Consider the following 13,681-nt stretch of genomic DNA (forward strand, 5'->3'; position numbering starts at 1 on the left):
ATTTATGCAATTCTTGCTAAATTTTAACAGATTTTATAAAAAACATGGCATTTTACCTTGCTTTTCCCTTATAATAGTAGGGGTAAATTTTTATTGTAGGGATGGTGGCTTTGCACAATGACTTGCACCGCTGTTCGACACCCCCAGAGCGATTGCTCAAGGCTAAAAACGAGATGATGACAATGAAAAAAGCTGTTATGTTTTCCTTTGCTGCATTGTTAGCAGTGTCAACAATAGCAACTCAAGCGCAAGAAGCTGCCGCACCTGCAGAAACTGCGACTGCTGATGCAGCTGAAGTGGCTACAGCTGAAGCGACGGCTGAAGCACCTGCTCAAGCGGCAGCACCCGCAGAAGAAGCCCCAAAAGAAAGCCCACAAGTCCAAAAGCTCGTGGCGATGTATCCTAATTTGATCGCTCGTATCGCGCCTTATGGTAAAGTTTGCTTTGAGGGCGAAGAATGCGATATCAATATCACAGTGCTTGCGCCAGCGGTTGAAGGTCAAGCGCGTGATGGTGAAAGCTTGTATAAGGCGCTTTGTTCTACTTGTCATGATGCTGGCTTGATCGGCGCACCTAGAATCGGTACCAGCGACTGGGCACCTCGAATTGGTAAAGGCACAGCAACGCTTTATAATCATGCCATCAATGGCTTTAATGCGATGCCTGCGCGTGGCGGTTCTGATATTTCTGATGAAGAAGTTCAAAACGCGGTTGATTATATTATCCAGCAATCAAGCTGATCGCCTGATCCAAGATCCATCCCAAATCATTCAGAGAGTGATTTGGGATTTTTGCATTTAAGCTTTTAACCTTGAAAATTTTATATTGATCTACATTAATAGGGCAATGATAAAGTTTAGAGTATTTTTATGACCACTGACAGTACCCAGCGCATTGATGAGAATATACCAGCACTACAGATCAAAGGATTGAGCAAAACTTATAATAACGGCTTTACCGCACTCAAAGGCATTGATTTGACCGTCCCTCAAGGCGGATTTTTTGCTTTACTGGGTCCAAATGGGGCGGGTAAATCCACCACGATTGGCATTGTCAGTTCATTGTTTCCGCCATCATCAGGAACGGTGGAGATTTTTGGGGTGGATTTGTTCAAAGAACCCTCAAAAGCCAAACAGTTTTTGGGTGTGGTTCCCCAAGAATTTAACTTTATGCAATTTGAAAATGTGCAAGATATTTTGGTGAATCAAGCAGGATATTTTGGCATCACTGCCAAAGAAGCCAAGCCGCGCGCAGAAAAGCTGCTTAAGGCATTGGGTCTTTGGGATAAAAAAGACACCAAAGCGCGAATGCTCTCTGGTGGGATGAAGCGCCGTTTGATGATCGCGCGTGCGCTCATGCACAAACCTAAGCTACTGATCTTGGATGAGCCGACAGCAGGCGTGGACATTGAGCTGCGTCGCTCGATGTGGGAGTTTATGGAGTATATCAATCGAGAAGAAAACACCACGATCATCTTGACCACGCACTATCTTGAAGAAGCCGAACAATTATGTAAATACATCGCCATTTTGGATAAAGGCGAGATCCGCATTAACACCGACATGAAAAGCTTATTGGCAAGCTTGGATATTGAAAGCTTTATTTTGGATTTTGCTGAGCCGTTTGAGTCGCACATTAACCTAACTCAAGTGGTGCGCTATCAAAAAATAGATGACCTTAGCCTTGAAGTGACCTTAAAAAAGGGCGAAAGCCTGAATGATGTTTTTGCACATTTATCTGAACAAGGCGTTCAAATTGCCAGTATGCGCAATAAGTCAAACCGCCTAGAAGAGCTGTTTATGAATTTGGTTGAAAATAATTTGACTGAAAAACTTACCAATGATTAATCACATATAAAAAAGCGAACGAGCAGACGATGAATTTTAGCAAGCAATGGGTGGCATTTTTAACCATTTTAAAAAAAGAAATCAAACGAATACTGCGGATTTGGCCACAAACCTTATTACCGCCTGTCATCACCATGACCTTGTATTTTGTGATTTTTGGGCAGATGATCGGTAGCCGCGTCGGTGAGATGGGCGGCGTGTCTTATATGCAGTTTATTGTGCCGGGCTTGATCATGATGTCGGTCATTACCAACAGCTATTCAAATGTGGTGTCGAGTTTTTTTAGTATGAAATTTCAAGGCAGTATCGAGGAGCTTTTGGTTTCCCCCATTTCCAAGCATACGATTTTACTTGGTTATGTCAGTGGCGGGGTATTTCGTGGTCTTGCCATTGCTTTGATTGTGACGATCGTGGCGCTGTTTTTTACAGAGCTAAGCGTGGTGCATTTTGGCGTGATGCTGACGACCATCATCGGGACTTCGGTGCTATTTTCGCTTGGCGGTCTGATAAATGCGGTGTTTGCTCGTTCATTTGATGACATTTCTATCATTCCAAGTTTTGTGCTGACGCCACTGACATATCTTGGCGGCGTGTTCTATTCGTTGGATAATTTATCGCCATTTTGGCAAAATTTATCACTGCTCAATCCCATCGTTTATATGGTCAATGCGTTTCGTTTTGGTATCTTGGGATACAGTGATGTCAATGTGTGGTGGTCATTGGTGGCGATTTTGGCATTTTGTGCTCTATTGTATACTACAGCGTATCGCTTATTAATTGATGGCTCAAAGCTTAGACTATAAACCATCATTGAGATGATAAAGGAATCGGATATGAGTATTCATGGCGTCTTAGGTGAGACCACAAGTTATCCAAAAAGTTATGACCCAAGTGTATTGTTTGCCATCTCGCGTGATTTGGGGCGCGATGAGATTGTAAAGCTAACTGGTGTGCAAGCCGATCAGCTGACAGATGGCGTGGATGTTTGGCAAGCGTTTGAGCTATCTTGGCTGAATGATCAAGGTATCTCAAAGGTGGCGATTGCTCGTATTAGCATTCCTGCTCATTCACCGAATATCGTGGAATCCAAATCGCTCAAGCTGTATCTTAATAGCTTGAATTTTACCTCATTTAGCGATGCATCAGAGGTTCAAGCGCTCATACAAAAAGATCTGTCAGCGTGTGTGGGCGCTGATGTGAGCGCTGAGATTATCCCGCTGAGTGGCAGCGGCTTTGAGGTGCATGAACCGCTTGGGGTGTGCATTGATGAGGTGCTCGATGGCGGCAGCGGGGTGATTATTGGTGATGATATTGATGCTTCTGTACTAAGGCACCCGCCCGTGCATCAGATGGCAACTTATCAATTTCACACCAATTTGCTGCGCTCAAACTGCCCTGTGACCAATCAGCCGGACTGGGGGACGCTGTCAGTCTCAATCACGACTGATAAGGCGCTCGATTATCAAAAAATCTTAAACTATGTGCTGACTTTTCGTAAGCACAATGGCTTTCATGAGCAGTGCGTAGAGCGTATTTTTGCTGATTTATTGGTGAATTTTGAACCGTCATCTTTGATGGTGCAAGCCAACTATACTCGCCGAGGGGGCATAGACATTAATCCTGTCCGTGTGCTAAATCATGATTTGCCAGCCGTGACCAGACAAGTGCGTCAATGAATGGCGGATTGATTTATTAGAATAATTAAAAAACCTTGTCTTGATGACAAGGTTTTTTAATTATCAGCTACTTAGAGTTAAAATAACGCCAGCAGCTCATCTAGGCTTAGCATCTGCTTATCGCCTGTGGCACGGTTGACATATTCGTATTTATTTTCAGCAAGATTTCTTTCTGAAACCACGACACGATGCGGAATACCGATCAGCTCAAGGTCAGCAAATTTCACGCCTGGGCGTTCATCACGGTCATCAAGTAGAACATTAATACCGCGAGATTTTAGGGTTTGGTACAGCTCTTCAGCCTTGGCTTCAGCATTACCATCTTTTGATTTCATTGGTACGATGGCAACATAAAATGGGGCAATGCTGTCCGCCTTATCTTGAGCTTCTGCCCAGATGATGCCATTATCGTCATGATTTTGCTCAATGGCAGCAGCGATGATGCGGCTGACACCAATGCCATAGCAGCCCATCATCAAGGTCACAGGTTTGCCTTCTTTACCGAGTACTGAGCATTTTAAAGCTTTTGAGTATTTATCCCCCAGCTGGAAAATATGACCGACCTCGATACCGCGTTTGATGCTAATCACGCCCTGACCATCTGGAGATGGATCGCCGTCAACCACATTGCGAATATCGACGATTTGGGTGATTTTGGCATCACGATCCCAGTTCATGCCAGTGGTATGCTTGTGCTCGATATTGGCACCTGATACGAAGTCAGACAGCGCCGCTGCGGCACGATCGACATAGGTCGGCATGTCCAAATCTACGCTGATGTAGCCTTTGATCAGTCCAATGTCCTTTAGCTCATCTTCAGTCGCCATGGTCAAAGGAATATGAGCATCGGCAAGTTTTTCTGCTTTGATTTCATTTAATGTGTGGTCACCGCGCAAAACTAAGGCAATGAATTTGGGCGCCTCAGGATTATCTTGGCTGTGACTGCCTTTGACGATCAGCGTTTTGACGGTTTGGCTCAGTGGTATGTTTAGGTGCTTGGCGACCGCCTCACAAGTGGGCATGTCTGGTGTATCGACATCAGTGCGTGCTTGGGTGGGTGCCAAACGCTCGTCATGACAGACGGCTTCCGCAAGCTCCACATTGGCGGCAAAATCTGATTCGGTTGAGAATGCGATGTCATCTTCACCGCTGTCCGCCAGCACATGAAACTCATGCGATGCAAAACCACCAATCGAGCCTGTGTCTGCTTGCACGGCACGGAAATTGAGCCCCAAGCGCGTAAAAATACGGCTGTAGGCGTCATACATATCTTGATAAGTCATTGCCAGTGACTCTTTGTCAATGTGAAAAGAATACGCGTCTTTCATGGTAAATTCGCGAGCGCGCATCACCCCAAAGCGTGGACGGATCTCGTCGCGGAATTTGGTTTGGATCTGATAAAATGTGATCGGTAGCTGCTTGTAGCTTTTAAGTTCATTGCGCGCGATGTCGGTGATGACTTCTTCGTGGGTCGGACCTAGCACAAAATCTCGGCTGTGACGGTCTTTGAATCTCAAAAGCTCAGCGCCATAATCTTCCCAGCGCCCAGACTCATGCCAAAGCTCGCCTGGTTGCGTCACCGGCATCAAAAGCTCTTGGCTATGAATGCCCTCCATCTCCTCACGCACGATGCGCTCGACGCGCTTAAGCACACGCAGACCCATCGGCATCCATACATACAGACCTGATGCAAGCTTACGAATCAGACCTGCACGAACCATCAGCTGGCTTGAGACGATGTCGGCATCATTGGGCGTTTCTTTTAAGGTGGCAAATATAAATTGGCTGGCTTTCATGATATGACCTTTAAAATTAAGCAAAGCTAAACTTTATTTTTTGAAATAAATATTTTATGAAACAAAACTCATAAACAGCTTATATTACGGCAAACTTTAAAGAATGTACAACAAATTTTTGGGGATTTTACACAAATTTCTTGGCTTTTATGGTATTTTAAACAACACGATCTCAATCAACGGATTTTAAAATGATTCGACAAGATTTGACCAATCATTGCCGCCAACAAGGCAAGGCGGCATATATTGTGATGGCGCTTTTGGGTATGTTGGCGCTGATTGCCGTATTTATGCTAGTCAAAAAGCCGGATGCTCAAGCCGAAGTGATCACGCGAGAGGGCGTCATCACAGAGATTCAGTCGCTGTCTCGCCTACAAACGGCGGCATTTGGGGTTGAGACCATTGTGATTGCCAATAAAGATGGCACATGGCAGGCGCTTTGGCAAGACAAGCAACGAGGGCTATTTGTTATCAAAGGTCGAGTGCTTGCAGGCATTGATTTGAGTGCCATCGGATCTGAGATGGTGCATATCAGCGAATCGCAGAATGCAGCAGGCGAGCCCATCCAAAGCGTACATATCACTTTGCCGCCGTCTGAGATCTTTGAGGTATTTTTGGATAATATTGAAGTATATGATTGGCAAACTGGTTTATTTGGGGCGGTAGCTGGCGATCCGGCATTATTTGCCAAAGCTCAAGCCGATGCCAAAGCACAGGTACTTTCTAAAGCATGTCAAGGTGATGTGCTGACCTTGGCGATGACCAACGCTGCCGAGCAAGTCAAAAATCTATTCATGCTCACAGGTGCGCAGGTGGAAGTCTCAACCCAAGGTACGGGCGCTTGTCAATTGCCAAGCTCATAGGTATTTTAGATGACTTACTCTTTGAAAGATGCGCCACAGTCAGTCATGCGCATCAAGTTTTGTGGCTTTAGGCGCGCCCAAGATGTTCAAGCGGCAGTAGCGGCGGGCGCCGATGCCATTGGACTTGTGTTTTATCCGCCCAGCCCGCGATCTGTCGATGCCGCGCTTGCCCAAACCCTTGTGGCACATATTCCAGCTTTTGTGACTATTGTGGCGCTGGTGGTGAACATCAGTGATGATGAGCTGATTCATATCGCTAACACTGTGCCTTTTGATGTGATACAATTTCATGGTGATGAATCTGCAAGTGAATGCCAAAGACAAGCGGCGCTCGTAGGCAAGCGCTGGATCAAGGCGCTTCGCATTGATGCATCTCGACACGATGCCCAAGCGATCACTCAGATGATCAATGAGTATCATGCTAAAGGAGCGGTGTCGATTTTGCTTGATGCTTATCATGCGGACAAGTTTGGCGGCACGGGCGAGCGGTTTGATTGGTCAATTATCCCTAAACATGCCAGTTTGCCGATCATTTTGGCAGGTGGTCTGACCCCTGAAAATGCTGCGCTCACCAAGCAGCTGCCGATCCATGCTGTGGATGTCAGCGGCGGCATTGAATCAGCCAAAGGCGTCAAGGACATTGACAAAATGCAAGCTTTTATTACAGCTGTCAGATAGATTTTGTTTGGCGTTAGACGGCTGATTGGCTTTATATTTTAAATACAAAATAAAAGCCAACAATCAAATGATGCCAAATTCTGACGATTTTGATATAGTGGCTTTTTTAGCCATCAGTGAGTCAATCATGGATAAAATAGGACACCATATGCATATTATTGTCACAGGCGCAACAGCAGGACTGGGAGAGCAAATTGCGCGAGATTTTGCAGCCCTAGGGCACACCGTCTATGGTACAGGCAGGCGACTGGATAAATTAAATGCACTTAAGGCAGAGCTTGGCGAGCACTTCATACCGCTTCATTTCGATGTTTGTGATACTAAGGCGATGTCAGAAGTGCTTGGCGGCATTGATCTGACCAAGATTGATGTGCTGATTAATAATGCGGGGCTTGCGCTTGGGCTTGAGCCGGCACACCTTGCCGACATTCAAGACTGGCAGACCATGATAGATGTGAATATCAAAGGACTGGTGGGTGTGACGCATCTGGTTTTGCCGTATATGGTGGCAAATAATCATGGATTGATCATTAACATCGGTTCAACAGCGGGCAATCATCCATATTTTGGCGCAAATGTGTATGGCGCTTCTAAGGCTTTTGTTAAGCAATTTAGCAATAATCTTAGAGCTGATCTGATCAATACACGAGTGCGTGTGACAAATATTGAGCCTGGTATGTGCGGCGGTACGCAGTTTAGTCAGGTACGTTTTAAAGGCGATGACACCAAGGCAGCCGCAGTCTATGAAGGTGTGGAGTATCTGACCGCTAGCGATATTAGCAATACAGTGCAGTGGGTCGCCTCACAGCCTTGGCATGTGAATATCAATGCCATCGAGCTGATGCCAACTGCCCAAACTTATGCAGGGCTTGCGGTTGCGCGCGATATTTAAATTTTTTAGAAGTGGTTTAAAAGGTTAATAAAATAAGGTAATTTATGACAACGAATCTTGATTTTGGACAATTCCCTGACGCCAGCGGACATTTTGGCGTACACGGTGGTCGTTTTGTTTCAGAGACTTTGATGAAGGCGCTTGAAGAGCTTGAGCAGATCTATAAAACTGCCAAAGCCGATCCTGAGTTTTGGAATGAATTCATGGCGGACTTGACGGATTATGTCGGACGCCCAACGCCACTATATTTTGCTGAGCGCTTGAGTCGTGAGATTGGCGGTGCCAAAATCTTTTTTAAGCGTGAGGATTTGAACCATACAGGCGCTCATAAAGTTAATAATACCATCGGTCAGGCGCTGCTCGCTAAGATGGTTGGCAAAAAGCGCATCATTGCGGAGACGGGAGCAGGTCAGCATGGCGTCGCTACCGCCACGATTGCGGCGCGTCTTGGTCTTGAGTGTGTGGTTTATATGGGTGCAGATGATGTCGAGCGCCAAAAAATGAACGTCTATCGGATGCGCCTGCTTGGGGCGACCGTCGTGCCTGTCACTTCAGGTTCACGCACCCTAAAAGATGCCATGAATGAAGCCATGCGTGATTGGGTGGCAAATGTCGATACCACTTATTATATCATCGGCACAGTGGCAGGTCCGCATCCTTATCCGATGCTCGTACGCGATTTTCAGGCGATCATTGGTCGTGAAGCAAGGATTCAACATCTTGAAAAAACAGGTCGCCTGCCTGACGCATTGGTGGCGTGTGTTGGCGGCGGGTCGAATGCCATTGGACTGTTTTATGATTTTTTGAATGACGGTGAAGTGGCGATGTATGGCGTGGAAGCCAATGGTCTAGGTCTTGATACGCCTGATCATGCAGCACCCCTGCAGGCAGGACGCGTGGGCGTTTTGCATGGTAATCGTACTTATCTGATGGCAGACGATGAAGGTCAAATCTTGGGCACGCATTCGATCTCAGCAGGGCTTGACTATCCAGGTGTGGGACCTGAGCACAGCTTTTTAAAAGATGTTGAGCGTGTTCACTATGTCGGCGCGACAGATGATGAGGCTTTACATGCCTTTAAAGAAGTCACTCGCAAAGAAGGCATCATCCCAGCGCTTGAAAGCGCCCATGCAGTGGCTTATGGTCTAAAATTAGCAGCAACCATGCGCCCAGATCAGTCAATTATCGTGAATATGTCAGGTCGTGGCGATAAGGACTTGCATACAGTCATGGCAAAAGATGGTATTGAAGCTGACTAAGCCACCACCAATTACCGACAGTAAATGATTTGATGAGAACATAATGAAAACAAGAATTGAACTGACTTTTGAGGCGCTGCGCCAAGCTGGCAAAAAAGCGTTAATCCCTTATATTATGGCTGGCGATCCACGTCCTGATGTGACGGTGGATTTGATGCATAAGCTTGTTGAGCATGGGGCGGACATCATCGAGGTGGGGCTGCCATTTAGTGATCCGATGGCGGACGGACCTGTGATTGCCCATGCAGCCGAAAGGGCGCTGGCGGCAGGCGTGAGTACGCGAGATGCGCTGAATATGGTTGCCAAATTTCGTGAGCTTAACCAAACGACGCCTGTATTAGTGATGGGTTACCTAAATCCAGTTGAAATCATTGGTTATGATAACTTTGCCAAGATGTGCGCTGACGCTGGCGTCGATGCGATCTTAATGGTGGATCTGCCACCAAGCGAGGCAGGGAGTTATCCCAAAGCGCTCACTGAACGGACCGATCACCCCATCAATCAAATTTTCTTGCTTTCACCGACCACCGAGCCTGACCGCCGCGCCAAAGTGATCGAAAACTGTAGCGGATTCATCTATTATGTATCGCTCAAAGGCGTGACAGGCTCGGGCGCGCTGGATGTGGACGAAGTGCGCAAGCAAGTTGCGCAAGTCAAGAGCGAAACCGATATCCCTGTATGCGTGGGCTTTGGTATTCGTGATGGTGCTTCCGCCAAGGCGCTGGGTGCGGTGGCAGACGGCGTGATCGTCGGCTCAGAACTGGTCAAAAACTTTGCCGTCTGTGACAATGATGATCAAAAGATCGCCCAAGCCAAAGCTAAGCTGCTTGCCAAGATGGATGAATTAAGACAAGCGCTTGATGAGATTCATTGATTTTTGCTGAATCAAAAGTCTTAAGTGGGCGGGCATGGTCGCTTGTGATGGCATGACTTGATGGGCTGTGGGCTAAATTTTGTTTGCCAAAATCAATTTACAAGTGTAAACTATATGCCATATTGGGTGGATGCCCAAACATAGTAAAAAGGATAAATTATGAGTCAAACTCAACTGACCGAACCCACCAGTTGGCTAAAGCGTGAAGTGCCTGGCGTTAAGCGAACCACTGTGCCGACCTTGACCGCTGTCGAGACTGAGCCGTCGACCGAGTGCCCAAATTGCCATGCGCTGATTACCAATACGGCGCTGAATTTGAACCAGTATGTGTGCCCTGAATGCGATCATCATTTGACTATGACGGCGCGTCAGCGTTTGGAGTGGTTCTTGAATTGCATTGATTCAGAGCTTGGTCAAGAGTTCACGACAGGCAATCCTTTGCATTTTGTGGATTCTAAGCCTTATCCTGAACGTATGAAAGAAGCCCAAAATAAGACCGGCGAATCTGAAGGCTTGGTGGTGATGACAGGTAAGCTTAAAAACTTAGATGTCATTGCTTGTGCTTTTGATTTTCGCTTTATGGGCGGATCTATGGGGTCTGTGGTGGGCGACCGCTTTGTCCAAGCTGCCGAAACAGCCTTGGCACAGCGAAAGCCCTTGGTATGCTTTGCTGCGTCAGGCGGCGCGCGTATGCAAGAAGGGCTGTTATCGCTCATGCAGATGGCACGCACATCCGCTGCCATCGAAAGATTGAGACTGGCAGGCGTGCCTTATGTGGTAGTGCTGACCAACCCTGTGTATGGCGGTGTGACTGCATCTTTGGCGATGCTTGGTGATGTACATATCGCCGAACCCAAGGCGATGATTGGCTTTGCAGGTAAGCGCGTCATTGAGCAGACAGTGCGTGAGGTGCTTAATGAGCCTTTTCAGCGAGCTGAGTTTTTGCTTGAAAAAGGCGCGGTGGATATGGTGGTGCATCGCCATGAACTCATCGATACGACGCATCGCATTTTAGCAAAACTCTCAAAAGCTGCCGTTTAGCTTACACTTAAATTTGATGCATTAAAGACGCTTTGTAGGCGTCTTTTTTGTTGGCAAATAAAATCCTCCAACCCTGAGTGATTTTTGTTTTAAAAGCCCACCAAACCAAGTACAATAGCCTAAAGTATTTGGGAATCATAATTATGACAAGAACTTTAAGCCAGTGGCTAGAATATATCGGTGGCATTCATGTCTCCGCCATTGATATGGGGCTTGAGCGCGTGTTGCCTGTTGCCAAGCGCTTGGGCATTCTAAAAGATAGTAGGGTATCTGATAAAAAACCAACAGTTTTTATGGTGGCAGGCACCAATGGTAAAGGCTCAACCACGGCAACCATCGCCGCAATTTGTCAAGCAGCTGGTCTAAAAACTGCACTGTATCAGTCGCCGCATTTGGTATCTTTTACTGAGCGTATTCGCATTGATGGCGAGCAGATCACCGAAAGTGATTTGGTGGCAGCCTTTGAGGTAGTGGAAGCGGCGCGCCTTGCTGAGAATTTGACCTTGTCATTTTTTGAGATGACGACTTTGGCGGCATTTTGGTATTTTGAGCAGTCAAACTGTGATGTGTGGGTGCTTGAAATTGGGCTTGGCGGACGCTTGGATGTCGTTAACATCATTGATCCTGATGTTGCTGTCATTACTAATATTGGCATTGATCATGTGGACTGGTTGGGTGATGATATTGAGGGTATCGGTCAAGAAAAAGCAGGCATTATCCGAGCGGATATTCCTGTGATCTTGGGCGCACGCCAGATGCCAAACAGTGTGCATGCAGTGGCAAACAGTTTGACGAGTCGTGTATATCAGTTGGGCGTGGACTATGACTATGTCGATCAAGGTGAAGCATGGATTTTTACAAATGATGCCTTGACCATGCGACTGCCTAAGCCAAAATTATCCTTACAAAATGCTGTCAACGCCGTCGAAGCAGTATTACAAAGTGGTTTACAGATTCATACCGATGCCATCACGCATGGACTTGATAAGGTTAGACTCTCTGGGCGATTTGACCAGCGTACGATCGAAAATAGGCACTGGATCTTTGATGTGGCACACAATGCTCATGGCATCGAGTTTTTCTTAAGACAGTGGATTTTGGCGTGGCATCAGCATCTCAAAGACTATCCTGATGCATCGCTTAAAGTCCTGTTTTCGATGTTGGGTGATAAAGATGTCGGTGCAGTATTGAGCGCTGTGGCATCTGCCAAGGATGAGATCGCCATTGATCAGTGGCATGTGGCTGCTATTGATCACCCAAGAGCAATGCCGCTAGAGACGCTTTTAAACCAAGTATATGCATACATCGATCCGTCTCAAGTCATATCCTATCAAAGCCTACCGTCAGCCACCCGCGGTATTTTGGCGGACAGTCAGCCTAAGGATATGATTGTGGTGTTTGGCTCATTTCATACGATCAGCGAAAGCTTGATTGAGTTATTTGGTAAGCCATATTAAATTGTAAAAACATTTACCCATATCACACAAATTTTATATATGATTGTCTTGACAATTTGATAAAAAAACGATATTTTTATTAGTTTATGATAAAATTAGCCTTATGGCGACATATGCAAATTCTATCTATAAAGTCAATAACAGGTTGGTGGTTTGGTTATGATTTCTAAACAAATTATATTGGGCGTTACGCTGATCGTCGGTGGCAGCGTGGCTTTTTTTGCACTGGCAAAAAATGACGCTCAAACCGCCAAATCGGCACAAGTCGCCCAGCAGACATCAACCGATACCAAGGTGGCAAAACCTGTGGTTCAGCCCCTGACGGCAGATGTGGCGACCGAAGAAAAGCTGTTGGCTGAAAAGCAGCGCGCACGTGAGGCGCATACGCTGCAAATGCAAAAGCAAGCGGCAGCTTTGCTTGAAGAGCAAAACAACGCGCGCAAACAAGCCCTCGAAAAAGCCAATGCCGAAGCCAATGGACGCACTGTGACCAATACTCAGGCAGTATCGGCAGACAGCGCGGCCAAAAGTGAGCTGATCGCAGCGCCGACGGTTCAGACACGCCCTGAAGCGATAGAAGCTGCTCGTAAAGCCGAAGAAGCCAAAAAGGCCGCTGAAGAAGCCAAAAAATCTGAGCAAAAAGCTAAGGATGAAAAAGCCAAATCAGCCGATAAGCCCACCGAAAATAAAGCTGAAAACAAAAAAGAAGATAAAAACGCCCAAACCAAAGCACCTGCCAAGGCGGGTACTTATGATGTCCAGCCTGGCGAAACTTGGCAGGGTATCGCTAATCGTCACGGTATCTCGGTGGCGGCATTGGTTGAGGCCAATGGCATGACGCGTCATGATATTTTGAGAGCAGGGCGTAGTATCAAGATACCTTCTGCATCTCAAGTGGCTCGGTTGGAGCGTGATAATAAAGCCAGAGAAGCCAAATCCAAAGAAGAAACTAAAAAATCTGATAACCAGTCTCAATCAAAGACAGAGCCTAAGAGCGATAAAAAAACCGACTCAAAATCTCAAGGCACTCAAGCGTCTGGACGATACACCGTTCAAGTGGCGATTTCTCCAGACAAAGACAAGGTCGATGAAGTGGTTAAAAAGTATCGTGACGCTGGCTATAAAGTCACAACCAGTAGCACCAGCCGTGGTTTGCGCGTATTGGTCGGTAGCGAAAAAACAGAAGAAGGCGCAAAAGCCCTGCGCTCCAAGATCGCGGCAGACTCTCGTGTTCCTTCATCAGGCGCTTTTGTGCATAAGACTCAATAATCGGCGCGATGTTAGCGCTGCATTGACCG

General features: G+C 46.6%; 13 protein-coding genes. 12 read left to right on the forward strand and 1 reads right to left on the reverse strand.

All coding sequences use genetic code 11. The annotated features are described in order from the left end of the window. The first annotated feature begins 173 nt into the window (after positions 1-173). From B0180_RS02445 to queF, 4 genes are all read left to right on the forward strand, one after another. A complete protein-coding gene (locus tag B0180_RS02445) occupies positions 174-740 on the forward strand; it encodes a c-type cytochrome (RefSeq protein WP_078255744.1) in 567 nt (188 codons plus the stop codon). A gap of 129 nt (positions 741-869) precedes the next feature. Continuing rightward, a complete protein-coding gene (locus B0180_RS02450; protein WP_078255527.1) occupies positions 870-1,847 on the forward strand; it encodes an ABC transporter ATP-binding protein in 978 nt (325 codons plus the stop codon). A 29-nt stretch (positions 1,848-1,876) separates the two neighbouring features. After that, positions 1,877-2,650, forward strand: a complete 774-nt coding sequence (locus tag B0180_RS02455; protein WP_078255528.1) for an ABC transporter permease — start codon at positions 1,877-1,879, stop codon at positions 2,648-2,650. A 30-nt stretch (positions 2,651-2,680) separates the two neighbouring features. After that, complete coding sequence (gene queF / locus B0180_RS02460) at positions 2,681-3,523, forward strand: NADPH-dependent 7-cyano-7-deazaguanine reductase QueF (protein ID WP_078255529.1); 843 nt, start codon at positions 2,681-2,683, stop codon at positions 3,521-3,523. Between the two features lie 77 nt (positions 3,524-3,600). Here queF and B0180_RS02465 read toward each other — a convergent pair whose 3' ends face one another. Next, on the reverse strand, positions 3,601-5,319 hold the full coding sequence (locus B0180_RS02465) for a proline--tRNA ligase (protein ID WP_078255530.1): 1,719 nt from the start codon (positions 5,317-5,319) through the stop codon (positions 3,601-3,603). 191 nt (positions 5,320-5,510) lie between these two features. On the opposite strand from B0180_RS02465, the gene B0180_RS02470 reads away from it, so the two are divergent. The 8 genes from B0180_RS02470 to B0180_RS02505 all read left to right on the forward strand — a co-directional run bounded on the left by B0180_RS02470 (position 5,511) and on the right by B0180_RS02505 (position 13,652). Further along, entirely contained in the window at positions 5,511-6,182 is a 672-nt protein-coding gene (locus tag B0180_RS02470) for a DUF4230 domain-containing protein (protein WP_078255531.1), read from the forward strand. A gap of 45 nt (positions 6,183-6,227) precedes the next feature. Further along, complete coding sequence (locus B0180_RS02475; protein ID WP_078255745.1) at positions 6,228-6,860, forward strand: phosphoribosylanthranilate isomerase; 633 nt, start codon at positions 6,228-6,230, stop codon at positions 6,858-6,860. 148 nt (positions 6,861-7,008) lie between these two features. Continuing rightward, positions 7,009-7,752 (forward strand): SDR family NAD(P)-dependent oxidoreductase, encoded by a 744-nt coding sequence (locus B0180_RS02480; protein WP_078255746.1) that lies wholly within the window; start codon positions 7,009-7,011, stop codon positions 7,750-7,752. A 44-nt stretch (positions 7,753-7,796) separates the two neighbouring features. Next, a complete protein-coding gene (trpB, locus tag B0180_RS02485; protein ID WP_078255532.1) occupies positions 7,797-9,011 on the forward strand; it encodes a tryptophan synthase subunit beta in 1,215 nt (404 codons plus the stop codon). A 43-nt stretch (positions 9,012-9,054) separates the two neighbouring features. Further along, complete coding sequence (trpA, locus tag B0180_RS02490) at positions 9,055-9,885, forward strand: tryptophan synthase subunit alpha (protein ID WP_078255533.1); 831 nt, start codon at positions 9,055-9,057, stop codon at positions 9,883-9,885. 159 nt (positions 9,886-10,044) lie between these two features. After that, positions 10,045-10,926, forward strand: a complete 882-nt coding sequence (gene accD, locus B0180_RS02495; RefSeq protein ID WP_078255534.1) for an acetyl-CoA carboxylase, carboxyltransferase subunit beta — start codon at positions 10,045-10,047, stop codon at positions 10,924-10,926. A gap of 143 nt (positions 10,927-11,069) precedes the next feature. Further along, a complete protein-coding gene (gene folC, locus B0180_RS02500; protein WP_078255535.1) occupies positions 11,070-12,383 on the forward strand; it encodes a bifunctional tetrahydrofolate synthase/dihydrofolate synthase in 1,314 nt (437 codons plus the stop codon). A 159-nt stretch (positions 12,384-12,542) separates the two neighbouring features. After that, entirely contained in the window at positions 12,543-13,652 is a 1,110-nt protein-coding gene (locus B0180_RS02505) for an SPOR and LysM peptidoglycan-binding domain-containing protein (protein ID WP_078255536.1), read from the forward strand. The last annotated feature ends 29 nt before the right edge of the window (positions 13,653-13,681 follow it).

Source organism: Moraxella canis, from assembly GCF_002014965.1.
GTDB classification, from domain to species: domain Bacteria; phylum Pseudomonadota; class Gammaproteobacteria; order Pseudomonadales; family Moraxellaceae; genus Moraxella; species Moraxella canis.

What these genes read in the sequence shown, in the direction of transcription:
- B0180_RS02470 (WP_078255531.1), top strand. Translation starts at nt 5,511, where the DNA reads ATGATTCGACAAGATTTGACCAATCATTGCCGCCAACAAGGCAAGGCG.
- trpA (WP_078255533.1), top strand. Translation starts at nt 9,055, where the DNA reads ATGAAAACAAGAATTGAACTGACTTTTGAGGCGCTGCGCCAAGCTGGC.
- B0180_RS02505 (WP_078255536.1), top strand. Translation starts at nt 12,543, where the DNA reads ATGATTTCTAAACAAATTATATTGGGCGTTACGCTGATCGTCGGTGGC.
- B0180_RS02455 (WP_078255528.1), top strand. Translation starts at nt 1,877, where the DNA reads ATGAATTTTAGCAAGCAATGGGTGGCATTTTTAACCATTTTAAAAAAA.
- B0180_RS02450 (WP_078255527.1), top strand. Translation starts at nt 870, where the DNA reads ATGACCACTGACAGTACCCAGCGCATTGATGAGAATATACCAGCACTA.
- accD (WP_078255534.1), top strand. Translation starts at nt 10,045, where the DNA reads ATGAGTCAAACTCAACTGACCGAACCCACCAGTTGGCTAAAGCGTGAA.
- B0180_RS02465 (WP_078255530.1), bottom strand. Translation starts at nt 5,319, where the DNA reads ATGAAAGCCAGCCAATTTATATTTGCCACCTTAAAAGAAACGCCCAAT.
- queF (WP_078255529.1), top strand. Translation starts at nt 2,681, where the DNA reads ATGAGTATTCATGGCGTCTTAGGTGAGACCACAAGTTATCCAAAAAGT.
- folC (WP_078255535.1), top strand. Translation starts at nt 11,070, where the DNA reads ATGACAAGAACTTTAAGCCAGTGGCTAGAATATATCGGTGGCATTCAT.
- B0180_RS02475 (WP_078255745.1), top strand. Translation starts at nt 6,228, where the DNA reads ATGCGCATCAAGTTTTGTGGCTTTAGGCGCGCCCAAGATGTTCAAGCG.
- B0180_RS02480 (WP_078255746.1), top strand. Translation starts at nt 7,009, where the DNA reads ATGCATATTATTGTCACAGGCGCAACAGCAGGACTGGGAGAGCAAATT.
- trpB (WP_078255532.1), top strand. Translation starts at nt 7,797, where the DNA reads ATGACAACGAATCTTGATTTTGGACAATTCCCTGACGCCAGCGGACAT.
- B0180_RS02445 (WP_078255744.1), top strand. Translation starts at nt 174, where the DNA reads ATGATGACAATGAAAAAAGCTGTTATGTTTTCCTTTGCTGCATTGTTA.